Source organism: Thioalkalivibrio thiocyanoxidans ARh2, from assembly GCF_000385215.1.
GTDB lineage: Bacteria > Pseudomonadota > Gammaproteobacteria > Ectothiorhodospirales > Ectothiorhodospiraceae > Thioalkalivibrio > Thioalkalivibrio thiocyanoxidans.
In genome coordinates, this window is sequence record NZ_ARQK01000054.1 from 50,615 (window position 1) to 68,830 (window position 18,216).

Consider the following 18,216-nt stretch of genomic DNA (forward strand, 5'->3'; position numbering starts at 1 on the left):
GGTACGAGTGGCCGACTAGTCTTGGTCACGCGCCGGGATGCGCGGGTCCTCCACCTCGGTTTCGTCCAGCAACTCGGTGTCCAGCATGAAGCCGATCGCGGCATCGCTGATGCCGTTGATCACGAACTGCACGGCCAGTACTGCGAGGATCAGGCCGAAGACCTTGGTCAGGATGTCCTTCCCGGTGTCGCCCAGGTACTGGACGATGTAGCGCGAATAGATCATCGCGTAGTAGCAGGCGACCATGCAGGCCAGCACGCCGAGGAACACGAGCCCCGTGTGGTAGACCGTCGGGGCCTCGCTGGTCAGGATCATTACCGTGGCGATCGCGCCCGGGCCGCTCATGAACGGGATCGCCAGCGGGATCACCGAGATGTCCTCGGTCACCTGCCCCTTGTCGGCCTTGACCTCCTCGGCGGTCTCCTTTTCGGTCGCCCCCTTCTGCCGGATCATGCCGATCGCGATGCCGAACAGGATGATGCCGCCCGCGATGCGAAACGCGGCCAGGGTGATGCCGAACAGCTGGAAGATCACCCCGCCCAGCAGGGCAAACGCGAACAGCAAGGAGGTGGCTACCTTCACCGAGCGCATCGCGATCGCCCGGCGCTTCTCCTCCGAGGCGCGTGGCAGCATTGCCGTGAAGATGAATGCCGTCGTCAGCGGGTTCACGATCACGAACACCGCCAGGAAGGTGACGACCAGGTATTCCAGCAATACGAGCATGACTGGATCTTAGGCCGGAAGCCGGGAGGTTGCGAGACGGGCTTGCGCAGGTGGCCTGGTCACACCGATCGCCACGGCACTGCGCGCCTCGCGATGACAGTATTCTTTTCCGACGTCATTGCGAGGCCCGGAGGGGTCGCGACACAAAAGCGCGAAGCGCGTTGAACGACCGCAGGCCGAGCGCGGCGAGTAATCTCAGGGCGCAACTCCGGCGTTCACCCGGACTCACGCCGGAGTCCGCGTGGAGATCGCCACGTCGCTCCGCTCCTCGCGATGACGGTGCCCTCTTGGTGTCATTGCGAGGAGCCAAGCGACGAAGCAATCGCCTGAAGCTTGCGGGGCGCCCGAAATTCGGTTCCGGTGGTTCCGGACGGAAGTTGCCGGGCCCCCCGGCGGGGTCTCGCGAGGACGATGCCCCCTTCGCGTCATTGCGAGGAGCAACGCGACGAAGCAATCGCCATGGGAAGCCCCGGCACCGGACCGTCGCATGCGTGGGCAGGGACGGGGCCCGGTCGTTATACTCTGCGCGCATGAAGAAACGTCTGCACCCGGAATCCTTCCCGACCCTCGAGCACTTTGTCGGCAACACGCCGCTGGTGCGCCTGCAGCGCATGGCGGCGGACCTGCCGTCCACGGTGCTGGTGAAGCTCGAGGGCAACAATCCCGCCGGTTCGGTCAAGGACCGGCCCGCGCTGAACATGATCCAGGCGGCCGAGCGCCGTGGGGACATCCAGCCCGGCGACACCCTGATCGAGGCGACCAGCGGCAATACCGGTATCGCGCTGGCGATGGTCGCGGCGATGAAGGGCTATCGCATGATCCTGGTGATGCCGGACAACATGTCCGCCGAGCGCCGCGCCTCGATGAAGGCCTTTGGCGCCGAGCTGGTGCTGGTCTCGCGCGAGGAGAGCATGGAAGGCGCGCGCGATCTGGCCGACCGCATGGAGGCCGAGGGCAAGGGCCGGGTGCTGAACCAGTTCGGCAACCCGGACAACCCGGACGCCCACTACATCGGCACCGGCCCGGAGATCTGGCGCGACACCGAGGGCACGGTAACCCACTTCGTCTCGGCCATGGGGACCACCGGCACCATCATGGGCGTGTCGCGCTATCTGAAGGAGCGCGACCCCAGTGTGCAGATCGTCGGCGTGCAGCCCACCGAGGGATCGTCCATCCCCGGCATCCGGCGCTGGCCGGAGGCGTACCTGCCGACCATCTTCGAGGCCTCGCGGGTCGATCAGACCGTGGACGTGACCCAGACGGAGGCCGAGGACACCATGCGCCGGCTGGCCGCCGAGGAGGGCATCTTCGCCGGGGTGTCGTCCGGTGGTTCCGTGGCCGCGGCCCTGAAGCTGGCGGCTGCGACCGAGGGCGGCACCTTCGTCGCGATCATCTGTGACCGCGGCGACCGCTACATTTCCACCGGCGTGTTTCCCGCATGAGTGCCCCGCTCCTGATCTTCGATCTCGAGACCGTCCCCGACATCGACGGCGCCCGGCGCCTGCACGACTTCGACGGCCTGAGCGATCACGAGGTGGCCGAGGCGCTGTTCGCCCTGCGCCGCGCGCAGGCCGGCACGGAATTCCTGAAGCACCCGCTGCACCGCATCGTCTCCATCGGCGTGCTCTACCAGGGGGGCGACGCGCTGAAACTCTCCGCCTTCGGGCGCGAGGGCGAGGACGGCCAGGCGCCGACCGAGGCCGAGCTGCTGCGCCAGTTCTTCGACGTGATCGACAAGCGCACGCCGCAGCTGGTCAGCTGGAACGGCGGCGGCTTCGACCTGCCGGTGCTGCACTACCGCGCACTGGTCAACGGCGTACAGGCCCCGCGCTACTGGGAGCAGGGCGACGACGACCGCGAGTTTCGCTACAACAACTACCTGTCGCGCTTCCACTGGCGCCATGTGGACCTGATGGACGTGCTGGCCGGGTTCCAGGGGCGCGCGGTCACCAGCCTCGACATGATGGCGAGCCTGCTCGGCTTCCCCGGCAAGCTGGGCATGGACGGCTCGCAGGTCTGGCCGGCCTGGCGTGATGGCCGGCAGGCCGAGATCCACGACTATGTGGAGCACGACGTGCTGAACACCTATCTGGTCTGGCTGCGCTTCGAGTACATGCGCGGCAACCTGACCGACACAGCCCTGGCCAGCCGCCAGCAGCAGCTGGCCGAATACCTGGAGGCCAGCGGTGCCGCCCACCACCGGGAATTCCTCGACGCCTGGCAGTCGGCCGGCCGCACGGACTGATGGCACGCATTGACAAGACCCCGTTCGAGGCCACCATCGAGGAGGTCACGCTGGATGGCCAGGGCGTGATCCGCCGCGATGGCAAGGCCTGCTTCATCCATGGGGCGCTGAAGGGCGAGCGGGTAATGGCCGTGCAGACCGGGCGCAAGCGGCGCTTCGACAGTGCCGAGGTGGTCGAGGTGCTGGAGGCCGCGCCGGGTCGGGTGGAGCCGCCCTGCGAGTTCTTCGGCCTGTGTGGCGGCTGCAAGCTACAGCACGCGTCGATCGAGACCCAGCGCGCGATCAAGGAGCAGGCCCTGTTCGATGCCCTCGAGCGCATCGGCCACGTGACCCCCGAGGCCCGTTTCGAGCCGCTGACCGACACCACCCTCGGCTACCGGCGCACCGCGCGGCTGGGGGCGAAGTACGTGCCCAAGAAGGGCGGGGTACTGGTCGGCTTTCGCGAGCGCGGCAGCCCGTATCTGGCCGAGATGACCCACTGCGAGGTGCTGCACCCGGCCGTGGGGCAGCGCATCCGGGACCTGCGCGAGCTGATCGGTGGCCTCGAGGCGCGCGACCGCCTGCCGCAGATCGAGGTGGCGGTGGATGATGACGAGCGTGTGGCGCTGATCTTCCGCAACCTGGATCCGCTGTCGGAGGCGGACAGCGCCCGGCTGTCCGACTGGGCGGAGGCCGAGGGCATTCAGGTGTATCTGCAGCCTGGCGGCCCGGAGACGGTGGAACCGCTGGCCGGGCCGATCGAGCCGCTGGTCTATCGCCATCCGGACTACGGCGTGTCGGTCCCGTTCATGCCCACGGACTTCATCCAGGTGCATGCCGGGATCAACCGCAAGATGGTCCCGCAGGCGCTGGCCGCGCTGGACCTGCAGCCCGGCCAGCGGGTGCTGGATCTGTTCTGCGGGCTGGGCAATTTCACCCTGCCGCTGGCACGCAGCGTGACGAACGGCGAGGTGGCCGGCGAAGTGGTGGGCGTTGAGGTGGACGACGCGATGCTGGCACGGGCGCGCGCCAATGCCCGCGACCAGGGCATTGCCAACACCCGCTACGAACGCGCCGACCTGGACGACGTGGACGCGCTTAAAGATGCCGGCTGGCTGGGCGAGCGCCATGACCGCGTGCTGCTGGACCCGCCGCGCACCGGCGCGGCCGCGGTGATCGAGGCGCTGGCGCCGCAGCGCATCGAGCGCATGGTCTATGTTTCCTGCAACCCGGCCACGCTCGCCCGTGACGCCGAGCGCCTGGTGCATCATCATGGCTATCGCCTGGAGCGGGCCGGGATCATGGACATGTTCCCGCATACCGCCCATGTGGAATCCATGGCCGTGTTCCGGCGCGACTGACGCGCCGGCCCGACGAGCCAAGAGGGAGAGACCGAATGCTGGAGATCGTACAGGCGGGCGGCTGGCTGATGCTGCCGATCCTGCTGTGTTCCGTACTCGCAGTGGCCATTGTGCTGGAACGCCTGTGGACGCTGCGGCGCTCGCGCGTGGTCCCGCCGCGCCTGCTCGGCACGATCTGGGAGCAGATGCGCATGCAGGGGCTGACTCTGGAGGACATCCAGCGCATCCGGGGGGGCTCGCCTCTGGGCGCCGTGCTGGCTGCCGGCCTGGCGACCCATGACCGCGCGCGCCAGATCACCCAGGAGAGCATCGAGGAGGCCGGCCGCCGGGTGGCGCACGAACTCGAGCGCTACATGAATACACTGGGCACCATCGCGATGATCACTCCGCTGCTGGGCCTGCTGGGGACCGTGGTCGGGATGATCGAGGTCTTCACCGTAATCACCGAGATCGGTGTCGGCAGCCCGCGCGATCTGGCCGGGGGCATTTCCCAGGCCCTGATCACCACCGCCACCGGCATCGGCGTGGCGATCCCGGCGCTGGCCTTCCACCGCTATTTCCGGGGCCGTATCGACGAACTGGTGCTGGAGATGGAGCAGGAAGCGACCAAGCTGGTCGAGGTGATCCACGGCGAGCGCGGAACGGGCAGCACCGAAATCGAGGCCACGGCGTGAACTTCCGCAGGAAGACCCGCCAGGAAGAGCCCGGCGTCAATCTGACGCCGCTGATCGATGTCGTCTTCCTGCTGCTGATCTTCTTCATGGTCTCGACCACCTTCGATCAGCACGCGGACATCGAACTGACCCTGCCCTCGGCCGACCGTGAGGCGGAGGCGGTCGAGCGGGCCTGGCTGGATATCGTGGTGGATGCCGACGGCAACTACTTCGTCAACGGCCAGGAGCTGGTCAACCGTCGCGCCGAGACCCTGGAGCGCGTGCTGTCCGAGGCGCGCGAGGGCCGCGAGGACGACCCCGTGCTGATCCGTGCCGACGCCAATGCGTCGCATCAGTCGGTGGTGCGCGCGCTGGACGTGGTCGGGCGCCTGGGCATTACCTCGGTCTCGATCGCGACCCTGGGCGAGCGCGGCGACGATGACTGAGGGCCCGCGCGAACATGCCGCCTCCGGGGCTGCGCATGGGGGATGAGGCAGCGGGCTACGGTGATCGCCCGCTGCCGGTCTGGCGTGCCGTCTGGCGCGACTATCGCCAGGGCAACGGTGCACGGGCCCGGGCGCGCCGCGGCTTTCTGAGCGCGCCCGCCGAGCGCGGGCGCCTGGTCTGGATCAAGGCCGGTGGCACCCCCGAGGATGTGCGTCTGGGTATCGAGCTTCTGGGCGCGGTGCGCGACAAGCGCCACGACGTGCGCATCGTGCTGACCTTCGAGCAGGACTATCCCGAGCTGTTCGAGCGCCACATGCAGCCGTTCAGGAAGGTCGGGGTGGGCTACGGCCCGTGCGATCGCCCGCGCGTGGTGCGCCGTGTCCTGGATCGCTTCCAGCCCCACGGTATCCTCCTGGCCGGAGGCCATGCCCCGCGCAGCCTGCTGGCACAGGCCCGGTGCCCGGTGATCGCAGTTAATACGCGCCCCCCGCAGTGGCAACCCGCGCGGCCAGTGGAGCAGTGCTGGCCCCTGGACGCACCGACGAGCTGGGGCGAGGGTGCGGCGACCGATGTCCTGGCGGCTGCCGACCCTCAGGCCCGTTTTGTCGAGGCCCAGGCGGACGTGGTCCTGCGCGCCCTGGTCGGCGGGGAGGTGCAGCGGCTGTGGTGGTGGCATGGACGTGACGACCAGTGGACCGCATGGCGCGCGGCCTGGGAGGCATCCGGCATGGGGGCGACCGATATCCTGCTGGCCAGTCGCCGGGGCGGGGCGGCGGCGACCGCGCGCGATCTCCCGGGGGCCGGGCTGCGGGTCTCGGACTGGGATCGATCGGCACTGGCGCCGGGGACCGTCCTGCATCTGGATGACCGGCGCTGGTTTGCGGCCGCGGCCAGCGCCGCGCATGCGGTACACCTGGCCGCGCCCGACCGTCAGGCCCTCTGGCAGGGGCTTGCGGGGGGCGCGGCCGTGAGTCTGGGAGAGGTGCCGGCCGCCGAGGTGCCATGCCCGGTGCTGGAGGGTGCGTCCGCCGTGCTGGAGGCCTGGGCGCGTCTGCGTGACGACCCCGCCTCCCGGCGCCAGCAGGGCGATGCGGCCCGACGGCGCTTCTGGGAGGAGCGCCGTCAGGTGGATACTAATTTCGATGCCGTGCTGCGGCGGGTCTGGGACTGGTAGCCATGGGCCGGTTCAAGGCGTGGCTGGGTGCCCGAATCTGGGATCAGTGGTGCCAGCGCGGGCCGTTCGCGGCGGCGATGTATCCGCTGTCGCTGGCCTATGCCGGGCTTGTCGAGTGGAATCGCCACCGGCTGGAGCAGGCAAGGCGGGGCATCACGATCCCGGCCAAGGCCGTGATCGTGGTCGGTAACCTGACTGTCGGTGGCAGTGGCAAGACCCCGATGACGATATGGCTGGCGAAGCGGCTGGCGGATGCCGGGTATCGGCCGGGGATCGTCAGCCGGGGCTACGGCGGGCGCGGGGATGTCTCGGGGATTCGGGTGACACCGCTTTCCGACCCCGTGGTGGTCGGAGACGAACCCCTGCTGATCGCACAGCGCACCGGGGTCCCGGTACAGGTCGACCGCGATCGGGTGCGTGGGGCGCGGGCGCTGACCGACCAGGGTGTGGACGTGGTCATCGCCGACGACGGGATGCAGCATCACCGGCTGCCGCGTGACATCACCATCCTGATGATCGACGGCAAGCGCCGGCTGGGCAACGGTCTGTGCCTGCCCTCCGGGCCGTTGCGCGAGCCCCGGTCGGCGCGCGAGCGGGCGGATTTCGTGCTGGTGACCGGGGGCGAGCCCGGGCCTGGCGAGTTTTCGATGGAGCTGGTACCGGCCAGTCGCCTGCAGCGCGTGGATGGATATGGCGAGGGCTACAAGCCGCATCGCTTTGCCCGTCGCGATGCCCATGCGGTCGCCGGTATTGCCGACCCGGAGCGCTTCTTCCGCATGCTCGAGGCGGCCCAGATCGACATTATCCGGCACCCGTTTCCGGACCACCACCGCTTTCGTCCGCACCAGATTCGCTTCGATGACGGTCTGCCGGTTCTGATGACCGAGAAGGATGCCGTAAAATGCCGGACGTTCGCGCAGGAGAATCACTGGTACTGGCCGATTGCGGCCCGCGTGCCGTCTACCTTCGAGTCGGCTTTGCTGGCCCGTCTGGAAACGGTCGCCCGAATCAAGAAGGCGCTGATCTGACCGCGTCGCAACTACTATTGGGGTATTAAATGGACAAGCGTCTGCTCGATATTCTCGTCTGCCCGGTGACCAAGGGCCCGCTCAAGTACGACCGCGAGAACCAGGAGCTGATCTCGGTCTCCGCGGGTCTGGCCTACCCGATCCGCGACGACATTCCGGTGATGCTGGAGGACGAGGCCCGCGTGCTGTCGGACGAGGAGAAGGAGCGCTGGCGCGACGCCTGACTTTCCATGGCTGCCTTCCATGTCGTGATCCCGTCCCGGATGGCCTCCAGCCGGCTGCCGGGCAAGCCTCTGGCTGCGGTCGCCGGACGGCCCTTGATCGCGCATGCGATCGCCCGGGCCAAGGAGAGCCGGGCCACACGGGTAGTCGTGGCAGCGGACGACCAGCGCATCCTTGATGTCGCGCGCCAGTGCGGGGTCGAGGCGTTTGCCACCGATGCCGGTCTGCCCTCCGGTACCGACCGCATCGCGGCGGTGGCGGCCGCCGAGGGCTGGGGCGACGAATCCATCGTGGTCAATCTGCAGGGCGACGAACCGCTGACCCCGGGGCCGCTGCTGGATGATCTGGCCCGCCTGCTGGCCGACACGCCGGAAGCAGACATGGCGACCTTCGGCGTACCGATCCGGCGCCCCGAGGACCTGGCGGACCCGAACCAGGTCAAGCTGGTCACCGATGCGTCGGGGCGCGCCCTGTATTTCTCGCGCGCCCCGATCCCCTGGGATCGCGAGGCCCATCGGGAAGGCCGCGCCCCGGCGCTGGATCAGGCGACCCGGCATCTGGGCGTCTATGCCTATCGCGCCGGTTTCCTGCGCCGCATGAGTGCCGAGCCACCCGCCAGCCTGGAACGGCTCGAACAGCTGGAACAGCTGCGGGCCCTGGCCATGGGCGCCTGGATCCAGGTCGGGCGCCGCCACGAGGCCCACCCCCCGGGGGTCGATACGCCGGAGGACCTCGACCGGGTGGATGCACTGCTCTCTGGGCGGACTCGCGTTTAGCGCTGACCTCGCCCTCGCTACCCCGATTTCTCTGGGTTGACGGAGACTTGGGGCGCTGCTCCTGCTACCATCAACTGTTGATTTTGAAACCCCCGGGCACCGAGCGCCGGGGCGACCCCGGAGCACGCAGAGACCACCATGCTGCAAGCAATTCGCGACCGGGCGAGCGGTTGGCTCGCCTATGTGATCATTGGCCTGATTACCATTCCCTTCGCCGTCTGGGGGCTTGGGGAATACTTCGGTGGTGCGGCGCCGCGGGTGGCGGCCGAGGTGAACGGCAGCGAGATCCAGGTGCGCGACGTGCACAGCGAGGCGCGTGCCCAGCGGGACCAGATGGCCCGCATGTTCGGGGGTCAGATTCCGGATGATCTGCTTGACGAGGAAGGCATTCGCATGCAGGCGCTGGAGACCCTGATCCGCCAGGAGCTGTTGCGCCAGGCGGCTGACTCGGCGGGCTTCAAGGCCGCCCCAGACAGCATCATGCGCGAGATTCGCGGCATGCAGGTATTTCAGGAAGCGGGGCAATTCAGTCGCGAGCGCTATGTCCAGCTGCTCAGCGCCCAGCGCATGAGCCCGTCGGACTTCGAACGGGACATTGGCCAGTCCATCATTCTGTCGCAGCTTCAGGGTGGCATTCAGGCGACCGGCTTCGCGGCGGACGCGATGGTGGACGACTATGGTCGGCTGCGCAATCAGACGCGGGTCGCCAGCTGGCGCATCGTCCCGGTCGATGACTTCGATCAGCCGGACGTGGTCGACGACGAGGCAATCGAGGCCTATTACGAGGCCAATCAGGACGAGTTCACGACCGAGGAACGGGTACGCATCAGCTATCTGCAGCTGGACCCCGAGGCGCTGGAAGACGCGGTGGATGTTTCCGAGGAAGACATCCGCCAGCATTACGAGGTGAACCGCAGTCGTTACGAAGAGCCGGAGCTGCGCGAAGTACGTCAGATCCGGATTCAGGACACTGGCGAGGAAGGCGAGGCGAAGATCAACGAACTGCGTGATCGTCTGGACGACGGGGAGGATTTTGCGGAGCTGGCGGAAGAGTACTCCGAGGACCGCCTCAGCGCCGACCGTGGCGGCAGCCTGGGAGAGATTGCCCGGGGGGATCTGGATCGCACGCTCGAAACCGTCATCTTCACGCTCCCCGAGGGTTTGATCAGCCGTCCGGTGCGCACTGATCGGGGCTGGTTCATCCTCGAGGTAACCTCGATTGAGGAGGCCCGCCCGCAACCGTTTGAGGACGTGCGGGACGAGGTCGAGCGCGACCTGCGCGACCGCAGCGCCGAACAGATGCAGATCGACGCCCTGGATGACCTGATGGGTCAGGCCGCCGAGTACCCGGACAGTCTGGAACCCGCGGCCGAGGCCACCCGCCTGGAGGTCCAGACCAGCGACTGGTTCACTCGCGGTTCCGGCGATGGCATCGCCCAGCACCGTTCGATCCGCAATGCTGCCTTCGATCCCCGTGTGCTGGAGGATGGCCAGAACAGCGAGGCGATCGATCTGCAGGATGGTTCGACCGTGGTGCTGCGGATCGACGAGCACGAGCCGTCCGATGTGCGGCCGCTGGCAGAGGTCGAGGACGAGATTCGCGAGCGCCTGCGGCGCGAGGCGGCCGCCGACGCCGCGCGCGAAGCGGGCGAGGAGCTCGTTGCCCGTCTTCGCGAGGCCGACGACTGGGCGGCCGCCATCGAGGACGAGGAGGCCTGGCAGATGGAGCGCGAGGTGCGAAGGGATTCGCCGGTGGATGGCGACAACGGCGTGCCCGGTGGGTTGCAGCAGCACCTGTTCCGTCTGCCAGCCCCAGTCGAGGATGCGGTCGAGATCAGCGGTACTCAACTGGGGAGTGGCGATTACGCCATCGCGATCCTGCACGAGGTTCGGCTCGACGATGAGGCGGACGAGACGATGCGTCAGCAGGCCCGCGAACTGATGCATAACGCCTATTCCAGCGCCGAGTTCCGCGCCTATCTCGCCTGGCTGGAATCCGAGGCGGATATCAAGCGTTATCCGGAGAACCTGGACTAGCTGCATCCGCTGGGCGGTTCCGGTGAACCGTCTAACGAAAAAAGGCCCGGTCCGCAAATGCGGGCCGGGCCTTTTTCATGCCTCTACTCTCCCCGTGAACGGGGAGGGCGTGAAGACCTAGCTGTCCTTGTCGAGTCCGATCTCGGCGGCGCCCAGGCCGACGGTATTGTAGCCCGAGTCGACGTACATCACCTCGCCGGTGATGCCGGCGGCCAGGTCGGAACAGAGGAAGGCGCCGGCATTGCCGACCTGTTCGGTGGTCACGTTGCGGCGCAGCGGCGCGTTGGCCTCGACATGGTCGAGGATGCGCTTGAACTCGCCGATGCCCGACGCGGCCAGCGTGCGGATTGGACCGGCGGAGATCGCATTCACGCGTGTGGTTTCCGGCCCCAGGGTGTAGGCGAGATAGCGGACGTTGGCTTCGAGGCTGGCCTTGGCCAGCCCCATCACGTTGTAGTTGGGCATCGATCGCTCGGCCCCGAGGTAGCTCAGGGTGAGGATCGACGCGTCGCGGTCCTTCATCATGCCGCGACCGGCCTTGGCCAGCGCCGCGAGGCTGTAGGAACTGACATCATGGGCAATACGGAAGCCGTCGCGGGTCATGTTGTCGAGGAAGTCGCCGTCCAGTTGCTCCTTCGGGGCAAAGGCGACCGAGTGCACCAGGATATCGACGCCGTCCCAGTAGTCGTCCAGACGCTCGAAGACCTGTTCGATCTCGCGGTCGTCCTCGACGTTGCAGGGCACGAGGATGTCGGAGTCGAAGTCGGCGACCAGTTTTTCCACGCGGTCGCGCAGCCGTTCGTTCTGATAGGTGAACGCGAGCTCGGCGCCTTCGCGATGCATCGCCGAGGCAATGCCGTAGGCGATGGAGCGGTTACTGGCCACGCCGACAATCAGCGCGCGCTTGCCCTTCAGAAAACCCATGTGAATCTCCTTGAATCTGGTTCGTGCCGGCGCCCTTGAAAAGGACCGCCCCGTGGCGGCCGGACCAGGCGGGAACCCGGTGCCGACGCGACTGTCTCGGGATCATACCGATGTGCCGCGGGTCGGGCCAGCAAGGGGAACACTGACCAATGTACACGCTCGCTGCTTCGTCGCTTTTGCGTGCGAACAAGGCGCGGTGACTGCCGTGCAGTCATTCTGCACAAGGGAGCCGCAACGCAGTTCCCACGCAAAAGCGTCCGAGCCCCTAGGGGTTGGCACCCCAGGTTCCCCGATCCTGCGTTGCGCCGCTTGCGGGTAGAACCACTACCCGTGGTCTCGGAAAACCTGGGGTGCCAACGCGAGTGTGTACATTGGTCAGTGTTCCCCTGGACCCGGTGAGACCGACTGGCGGGATTGCTATAGTGCACTGAGTGCGGTCCGCGCCGGCCATCCGCGAGGCGAATGCGGACGGCGGTGCCATGTGAGAGTGGAGGCCTTGTGAGTCGTCATTTTGGTTGGATCGTCACCCTGATCGTGCTGGGCATCCTGCTGTTGCTGGTCATGGTGCAGGTGGACCGCCAGTGGCAGCGCATGGCGACCATGCAGAGCATGATGAGCGAGCAGGCGCGCGACCTGCGCGCGCTCCGCCGCAGTCTGCAGAGTCTGGAATCGGATCTGGCCGAGGGGCGTTTTGCGACCGGCGAGGGCGAGCGCGCACCGCGGGTCACGGAAGTGCCCTCGGCGTTCGGGCGAGCGGCCGAGGCCGCGGGACGCGAGGACTACGCGGAGGGTGACTGGCTGGTACAGGCCTTTGGTACGGGTCTGTCGACGATCACGCCGTATGTCTCCGCCGACGCCTACGCCTCCGAGGTCCAGAACTACGTGCTGGAATCGCTGGTGCAGCGCGACCCGGAGACGCTGGAGTGGCAGGGCCTGCTGGCGGCCTCCTGGGACTTCGATGATTCCGGCCAGGAGCTGACCTTCCAGCTGCGCTCCGGCCTGCAGTTCTCCGATGGCGAACCGCTGACCGCAGAGGACGTGGAGTTCACCTTCAACTTCCTGATGACGGACGAGATCGCGGTGCCGCGCGCGCGGGCCTTCCTGGAGAAGGTCGAGAAGGTGGAGGCGGTGGACGAGCGCACCGTCGTGTTTACCTTCGAGGAGCCGTACTTCGATGCCCTGCGAGTCGCGGGCGGCCTGGATGTCCTGCCGAAGCATTTCTACGAGCGCTACCTCGACGAGCCCGAGACCTTCAACGAGTCGCGCGGGATCCTGCTGGGTTCCGGCCCCTACCGGCTCGAGGACCCGACCGGCTGGACGCCGGATGCCGGGCGGATCGAGCTGGAGCGCAATCCGCGCTACTGGGGGCCGGTGGAGCCCTCGTTCGACCGGCTGGTCTGGCGTGTGATCCAGAATGACTCGGCCCGCCTGACAACCTTTCGCAACCGCGATATCGATGTCTACGGGGCCCGGCCGCGCGAATATGCTCGGCTGCGCGATGACGAGGCCCTGCGCGAGCGGGCGGATACCCACGAGTACATGAGCCCCACCGCCGGCTATTCCTACATCGGGTGGAACCAGAAGCGCAATGGCGAGCCGACCCGTTTCGCCGATCCCCGCGTGCGCAAGGCAATGAGCTATCTGACGGATGTCGATCGCCTGATCGAGCAGGTCATGCTGGGCTATGCCGAGCGCGCGATCAGTCCGTTCAGCCCGCGCAGCGACCAGCACAACCCCGAGCTCGAACACATCCCCTTCGATGTCGAGCGGGCGCTGGAGCTGCTGGCCGAGGCTGGCTACTCCGAGAAGAACCGGGACGGGGTGCTGGTCAACGAGGAGGGCGAGCCCTTCTCGTTCGACCTGGTGTACTTCCAGGACAACGAGGATACCCGCCGCATCGCGCTGTTCCTGCGCGATCTGTACGCGCGTGCCGGAGTCCATATGCGGCCGCAGCCAACCGAGTGGTCGGTGATGCTGGAGAAGATCAGCCGCCAGGACTTCGATGCCATCACCCTGGGCTGGACCAGTGGCGTGGAGGTGGACATCTACCAGATGTTCCACTCCAGCCAGACGGTTTCCGGCGGTGACAACTTCATCAACTACGAAAACCCCGAGCTGGATGCCATGATCGAGGCCGCGCGCGGCGAGGTGGACGAGGACAAGCGCATGGAACACTGGCGCGAGGCCGAGCGGATCCTGGTCGAGGATCAGCCGTATACCTTCCTGATGCGGCGCCAGACCCTCGCCTTCATCGACCGGCGTATCCAGAACCTGGAGCAGACGGCACTGGGGCTGAACCTCGGGTTTGTGCCGGTGGAGATCTACGTCCCGTTCGACCAGCAGCGGTACGGGCAGTAGCCGGGAGGCCAACGTAGAGAACCCGCGCACGCCATGCTGACCTACATCCTGCGCCGCCTGATGCTGATGGTGCCGACGCTGTTCGGCATCACGATCGTGGTCTTTGCCGTGATGGCGGCCGCGCCCGGCGGCATCAGCGCGCTGACCCTGATCGAGGGGCAGGGGTTGGAGCCGCAGGCGCAAAAGGCGATGGAGGAGTACTACAACCGCCTCTATGGCCTGGACCAGCCGCCGCCGGTGCAGTACGGGCGCTGGCTGAACAATATCTCGCCGGTGGGCTTTGCCCAGGACGAGGATGGCTCGCTCACCGGCTGGCCAAAGCTGAAGGCCCCCAATCTCGGGACGAGTTTCCGTTTCGGCCGCCCGGTGGCGGATCTGATTGCTGAACGCCTGCCGATTACTCTGCTGTTGAATGTGCTGTCCATACCACTGATCTACATCGTGGCGGTGGCCGTCGGGGTGCGGGCGGCCACCCAGCAGGGACAGGCCTTCGATTCCCAGTCTGGCGTCGTATTGCTGGCCCTGTGGTCGGTCCCGACAATGCTGGCCGGGGTCCTGCTGATTGGCTTTTTTGCCTCCGACCAGTTCTGGCAATGGTTCCCGACTGGAGGGCTGAGCCAGCGCGCGGCGCTGGATATGACCTTCCTGCCTACGGTGGAGGTGGCCTGGGCCATACCGCTGCTGCTGGTGCTGCCGTTTCTGGGGGCGGCGCTGGGTCTTTACCTGGCACGCTATCTGCCCGCGCTGATCCGGGGTGGACTGGGTGCGGCGATCGGGGCCTTCTGCGGCTGGCTTATGTTCAGTGACCTGGCCCCGGCGGGCTGGATCAGCACAACGGTCGCCATGGGGATTGGCCTGGTGCTGGGCTGGCTGATGGCGCACAGCGACTGGGGCGTGCTGCGCGGTTTCTACCTGGGCACGGTGGGGCTGGGGGCGGGGCTTGCACTGGCGCTGGGCCTGGCGCCTGGCAGCATGGTCCCGGGTTTTCTGCTCGACCGCGCCTGGCACCTGGTGCTGCCGGTGCTGTGCCTGTCCTACGGTGGGCTCGCCTTCCTGGCCAAGCTCTCGCGTTCGTCCGTGCTGGAGAACCTGAACTCGGACTATGCGCGCACCGCGCGTGCCAAGGGTGTGCCCGACCACGAGGTGCTGTGGCGTCATGTGTTCCGCAACAGCCTGCTGCCGCTGATTACGGTCTCGGCGACGTTGTTGCCGTCGCTGCTGGCCGGTTCGGTGATCGTGGAGGCGATCTTCTCCATCGACGGGATGGGCAAGCTCGCGGTGGAGGCGGTGCAGACCCGCGATCGCGAGCTGGTGCTGTCGATCACCCTGATCTCCGGCGTGCTGACCCTGGTTGGCTATCTGCTGGCGGATCTGGCCTATGCCATTGTCGACCCGCGGGTGAGTTATGACTGAGTCGGTGCAGCAGGGCGAGGGCCGTCGCAGCCGTTCCTGGGCACGCCGCGTGGTCGGCGAAGTGCTGCTGCGCTGGGGGGCGCGGCTGGGGATTGGCTGGATCGCGCTGCTGACGCTGGTGGCGATCCTGGCGCCCGTGCTGGCCAGCTCGCATCCGCTGCTGGTGCAGACGGCGGACGGCTGGTCCATGCCGTTTCTGCGCTACCTGACCGCGGCGGATGTCACGCTGTTCGGGATGCTGGTGCTGGCCGGCGTGTTCTGGCCGCTGCCCGGCCGGCCCTGGCGGCGCTTTGTGCTCTGGGGGGTGCTGAGTGCGATCCTGGGCGCGGTGGCCTGGCAGACGGTCTCGCCCCCCTCGCTGGTGATCTACGAGCAGTACCGTGAGGCCGAGGTGCAGGGTGAGTACCAGACCGTGATCCGCGCGCCGATCCCGTATTCGCCGCGCGACTACCTGCGCGACTATGCGGATACCGGGCTCGAGGCCCCGCGCGAGGCCCCCGACCGCGTGCACTGGTTCGGCACCGACGACAACGGCGCGGATGCGCTCTCGCGCATGATCCATGCCTCGCGCATCGCCCTGTCCATCGGTTTCATTGCCACCGGGATCGCGCTCGGGATTGGCGTGATCCTGGGTGGGCTGATGGGCTATTTCTCGGGGATCATCGACATCATCGGCATGCGCCTGGTGGAGATCTTCGAGGCCATCCCGACCCTGTTCCTCCTGCTGACCTTTGTCGCTTTCTTCGGGCGATCGCTGTACCTGATGATGCTGATCATCGGCCTGACCTCGTGGTCCGGCTATGCGCGCTACGTACGGGCGGAGTTCCTGCGTCTGCGCCAGCAGGACTTCGTGCAGGGCGCGATCGCCTCCGGGCTGTCGCTGCCCTCGATCCTGTTCCGCCACATGCTGCCGAACGGGATTGCGCCGATCCTGGTGGCGGCCAGCTTTGGCGTGGCCTCCGCGATCCTCGCCGAGGCCACGCTCTCGTTCCTGGGCCTGGGGCTGGTGGACGAGCCCTCCTGGGGGCAGATGCTGAACCAGGCAGTGCAGAGCTCGACCTTCAACTGGTGGATGGCGGCCTTCCCGGGGGGCGCGATCTTCCTGACCGTGTTCGCCTACAACCTGATCGGCGAGGCCCTGCGCGATGCGGTGGACCCGCACTCGCGCTCGGCCGCCAAGGCCGCCAGCCATGCCGCGCCGACCCGCCCGGGCGGCGCCGGTGCGACCAGCGGGGCGGTGCGCTAGCCATGCTCGAGGTGCGCAACCTCCGCATTCGGCATCGCGACAGCGAGGCACCGCTGGTCGAGGACATCAGCTTCTCGATCCGCGCGGGCGAGATGTTCGCGCTGGTGGGCGAGTCGGGGTCCGGAAAGTCGATCACCGCGCTGGCGATCATGCGGCTGCTGGATGGGGGCTTCGAGCCTTCCACGGGGGAGGTCTGGCTGGCCGGCCACGGCACTCGTCAGGAACTGCTGGGCCTGCCGGACCGCGTGATGCAGCAGGTCCGCGGGGACCGGGTAGGCATGATCTTCCAGGAGCCGATGACCTCGCTGAACCCGGTGCTGACCGTGGGCGACCAGATCGACGAGGTCCTGCGCCTGCACCGTCCGCAGATGACCCCGGCCGAGCGCGAGGCGCGGGTGCTTGAAGTGCTGCGCGAGGTCCAGCTTCCGAACCCGGAACAGCGCCGCGACGAGTACCCGCACAAGCTTTCGGGGGGGCAGCGCCAGCGCGTGATGATCGCGATGGCGCTGGTGGCGGAGCCGGATCTACTGATCGCCGACGAGCCGACCACCGCCCTGGACGTGACCATCCAGGCCGAGATCCTGAGGCTGATCGATCATCTGCGCGAGAAGAACGGCATGGCCGTGCTCTTGATCACCCACGACTTCGGGGTGGTCGCCTCGGTGGCCGACCGTGTCGCGGTGATGCACAAGGGCCGGCTGGTGGAACAGGGCGAGTGCCACCCGCTGCTGCGCGACCCGCAGGATGCGTATACGCGCAAGCTGATCGGGGCGTTGCCGGAGAATCTGCCCGCATTGCCCGCTGTGCCCGGGGCCGGTCGCGAGACGCTGCTGGACGTGCGCGACCTGCAGGTGCACTTCCCCGTGCTCAAGGGCCTGATGCGCCGGCAGGTGGATGTTGTGCGTGCAGTGGACGGTGTGTCGTTTCAGCTCGAAAACGGCGAGGTGCTGGCGGTCGTGGGGGAGTCCGGTTGCGGCAAGACCACGCTGGGCCGTGCGATCCTGCGCCTGATCGAACCCACCGGCGGCGAGATCCGCTATCGCGACCAGCCACTGACCGGGATGCCGCGCAAGCCCTTGCGGCGCCTGCGGCGTCATTTGCAGGTGGTGTTCCAGGACCCGGCCTCGTCGCTGAACCCGCGCCTGAATGTGATGACCCTGCTGACCGAGCCCATGGCCGTCCACGGGATCGGCGAGGATCAGGAAGACCGCATCGAACGCGCCCGGGCGACCCTGGATCAGGTCGCGCTGCCGCCGGACACGCTGTGGCGCTATCCCCACGAATTCTCGGGCGGCCAGCGTCAGCGCATCGGCATCGCCCGCGCGCTGGTGCTGGATCCGGATGTGATCATCTGCGACGAGGTGACCAGTGCGCTGGATGTCTCGGTGCAGGCGGAGGTCCTGCAGATCCTCGGACGGCTGCGGGTCGACCGCCGCCTGGCGCTGATCTTCATCACCCACGACATGGGCGTGGTCGAGTATTTCTCCGACCGCATGCTGGTGATGCACGACGGCCGCATGGAGGAGATCGGCAACACCGCCGAGGTGCTGGCCAATCCGCGCGCCGACTACACCCGGCACCTGCTGGACGCGGTCCCCCGGGTCTCGCGCTATGTGCAGTAACCTCCCCC

General features: G+C 67.4%; 16 protein-coding genes. 14 read left to right on the plus strand and 2 right to left on the minus strand.

Annotated elements, in window-relative coordinates; genetic code table 11:
* Positions 1-15 precede the first annotated feature (15 nt).
* Complete coding sequence (locus tag G372_RS0108910) at positions 16-723, minus strand: MarC family protein (protein WP_018864866.1); 708 nt, start codon at positions 721-723, stop codon at positions 16-18.
* Positions 724-1,253: 530 nt separating this feature from the next.
* On the opposite strand from G372_RS0108910, the gene cysM reads away from it, so the two are divergent.
* From cysM to G372_RS0108960, 10 genes are all read left to right on the plus strand, one after another.
* Positions 1,254-2,165 (plus strand): cysteine synthase CysM, encoded by a 912-nt coding sequence (gene cysM, locus G372_RS0108915; protein ID WP_018864867.1) that lies wholly within the window; start codon positions 1,254-1,256, stop codon positions 2,163-2,165.
* A complete protein-coding gene (locus G372_RS0108920; protein WP_018864868.1) occupies positions 2,162-2,968 on the plus strand; it encodes a 3'-5' exonuclease in 807 nt (268 codons plus the stop codon). Before cysM ends, G372_RS0108920 begins: the two co-directional genes overlap by 4 nt.
* Positions 2,968-4,308, plus strand: a complete 1,341-nt coding sequence (rlmD, locus tag G372_RS0108925; protein ID WP_018864869.1) for a 23S rRNA (uracil(1939)-C(5))-methyltransferase RlmD — start codon at positions 2,968-2,970, stop codon at positions 4,306-4,308. The genes G372_RS0108920 and rlmD overlap by 1 nt, the downstream gene beginning before the upstream one ends.
* 35 nt (positions 4,309-4,343) lie before the next feature.
* Positions 4,344-4,982: a MotA/TolQ/ExbB proton channel family protein gene (locus G372_RS0108930; RefSeq protein ID WP_018864870.1), complete on the plus strand. Its 639-nt coding sequence runs from the start codon at positions 4,344-4,346 to the stop codon at positions 4,980-4,982.
* Complete coding sequence (locus G372_RS0108935) at positions 4,979-5,407, plus strand: ExbD/TolR family protein (RefSeq protein ID WP_018864871.1); 429 nt, start codon at positions 4,979-4,981, stop codon at positions 5,405-5,407. Before G372_RS0108930 ends, G372_RS0108935 begins: the two co-directional genes overlap by 4 nt.
* Before the next feature lie 35 nt (positions 5,408-5,442).
* Positions 5,443-6,582 carry a glycosyltransferase N-terminal domain-containing protein gene (locus tag G372_RS0108940; protein WP_018864872.1) on the plus strand — a complete coding sequence of 380 codons (1,140 nt, stop codon included), beginning with the start codon at positions 5,443-5,445 and terminating at the stop codon, positions 6,580-6,582.
* Positions 6,583-6,584: 2 nt separating this feature from the next.
* Positions 6,585-7,610, plus strand: a complete 1,026-nt coding sequence (gene lpxK, locus G372_RS0108945; RefSeq protein WP_018864873.1) for a tetraacyldisaccharide 4'-kinase — start codon at positions 6,585-6,587, stop codon at positions 7,608-7,610.
* 29 nt (positions 7,611-7,639) lie between these two features.
* Positions 7,640-7,834, plus strand: coding sequence for a Trm112 family protein (locus G372_RS0108950; protein WP_018864874.1), 195 nt, complete (start codon positions 7,640-7,642; stop codon positions 7,832-7,834).
* A gap of 6 nt (positions 7,835-7,840) precedes the next feature.
* Positions 7,841-8,608 (plus strand): 3-deoxy-manno-octulosonate cytidylyltransferase, encoded by a 768-nt coding sequence (kdsB, locus tag G372_RS0108955; RefSeq protein ID WP_018864875.1) that lies wholly within the window; start codon positions 7,841-7,843, stop codon positions 8,606-8,608.
* A 138-nt stretch (positions 8,609-8,746) separates the two neighbouring features.
* The gene (locus G372_RS0108960) at positions 8,747-10,645 is read left to right on the plus strand and encodes a SurA N-terminal domain-containing protein (RefSeq protein WP_018864876.1); all 1,899 of its coding nucleotides are present in this window, start codon (positions 8,747-8,749) and stop codon (positions 10,643-10,645) included.
* Between the two features lie 117 nt (positions 10,646-10,762).
* On the opposite strand, the gene G372_RS0108965 is transcribed toward G372_RS0108960, so the two are convergent.
* A complete protein-coding gene (locus tag G372_RS0108965) occupies positions 10,763-11,569 on the minus strand; it encodes an enoyl-ACP reductase FabI (RefSeq protein WP_018864877.1) in 807 nt (268 codons plus the stop codon).
* A 498-nt stretch (positions 11,570-12,067) separates the two neighbouring features.
* Between G372_RS0108965 and G372_RS0108970 the strand changes: the two genes are divergently transcribed.
* From G372_RS0108970 to G372_RS0108985, 4 genes are read left to right on the plus strand one after another with little or no spacing between them, the layout of a single operon-like run.
* Entirely contained in the window at positions 12,068-13,927 is a 1,860-nt protein-coding gene (locus G372_RS0108970) for a peptide-binding protein (protein WP_018864878.1), read from the plus strand.
* A gap of 33 nt (positions 13,928-13,960) precedes the next feature.
* The gene (locus G372_RS0108975) at positions 13,961-15,340 is read left to right on the plus strand and encodes an ABC transporter permease (RefSeq protein ID WP_019623657.1); all 1,380 of its coding nucleotides are present in this window, start codon (positions 13,961-13,963) and stop codon (positions 15,338-15,340) included.
* The gene (locus tag G372_RS0108980) at positions 15,333-16,586 is read left to right on the plus strand and encodes an ABC transporter permease (RefSeq protein WP_019623656.1); all 1,254 of its coding nucleotides are present in this window, start codon (positions 15,333-15,335) and stop codon (positions 16,584-16,586) included. The genes G372_RS0108975 and G372_RS0108980 overlap by 8 nt, the downstream gene beginning before the upstream one ends.
* A gap of 2 nt (positions 16,587-16,588) precedes the next feature.
* The gene (locus tag G372_RS0108985; RefSeq protein ID WP_019623655.1) at positions 16,589-18,208 is read left to right on the plus strand and encodes an ABC transporter ATP-binding protein; all 1,620 of its coding nucleotides are present in this window, start codon (positions 16,589-16,591) and stop codon (positions 18,206-18,208) included.
* Positions 18,209-18,216 lie beyond the last annotated feature (8 nt).

Bases quoted from the DNA above. Each gene is read 5' to 3' on its own strand.
- G372_RS0108910 (WP_018864866.1), bottom strand. From the start codon at position 723: ATGCTCGTATTGCTGGAATACCTGGTCGTCACCTTCCTGGCGGTGTTC.
- cysM (WP_018864867.1), top strand. From the start codon at position 1,254: ATGAAGAAACGTCTGCACCCGGAATCCTTCCCGACCCTCGAGCACTTT.
- G372_RS0108920 (WP_018864868.1), top strand. From the start codon at position 2,162: ATGAGTGCCCCGCTCCTGATCTTCGATCTCGAGACCGTCCCCGACATC.
- rlmD (WP_018864869.1), top strand. From the start codon at position 2,968: ATGGCACGCATTGACAAGACCCCGTTCGAGGCCACCATCGAGGAGGTC.
- G372_RS0108930 (WP_018864870.1), top strand. From the start codon at position 4,344: ATGCTGGAGATCGTACAGGCGGGCGGCTGGCTGATGCTGCCGATCCTG.
- G372_RS0108940 (WP_018864872.1), top strand. From the start codon at position 5,443: ATGGGGGATGAGGCAGCGGGCTACGGTGATCGCCCGCTGCCGGTCTGG.
- lpxK (WP_018864873.1), top strand. From the start codon at position 6,585: ATGGGCCGGTTCAAGGCGTGGCTGGGTGCCCGAATCTGGGATCAGTGG.
- G372_RS0108950 (WP_018864874.1), top strand. From the start codon at position 7,640: ATGGACAAGCGTCTGCTCGATATTCTCGTCTGCCCGGTGACCAAGGGC.
- kdsB (WP_018864875.1), top strand. From the start codon at position 7,841: ATGGCTGCCTTCCATGTCGTGATCCCGTCCCGGATGGCCTCCAGCCGG.
- G372_RS0108960 (WP_018864876.1), top strand. From the start codon at position 8,747: ATGCTGCAAGCAATTCGCGACCGGGCGAGCGGTTGGCTCGCCTATGTG.
- G372_RS0108965 (WP_018864877.1), bottom strand. From the start codon at position 11,569: ATGGGTTTTCTGAAGGGCAAGCGCGCGCTGATTGTCGGCGTGGCCAGT.
- G372_RS0108975 (WP_019623657.1), top strand. From the start codon at position 13,961: ATGCTGACCTACATCCTGCGCCGCCTGATGCTGATGGTGCCGACGCTG.
- G372_RS0108980 (WP_019623656.1), top strand. From the start codon at position 15,333: ATGACTGAGTCGGTGCAGCAGGGCGAGGGCCGTCGCAGCCGTTCCTGG.
- G372_RS0108985 (WP_019623655.1), top strand. From the start codon at position 16,589: ATGCTCGAGGTGCGCAACCTCCGCATTCGGCATCGCGACAGCGAGGCA.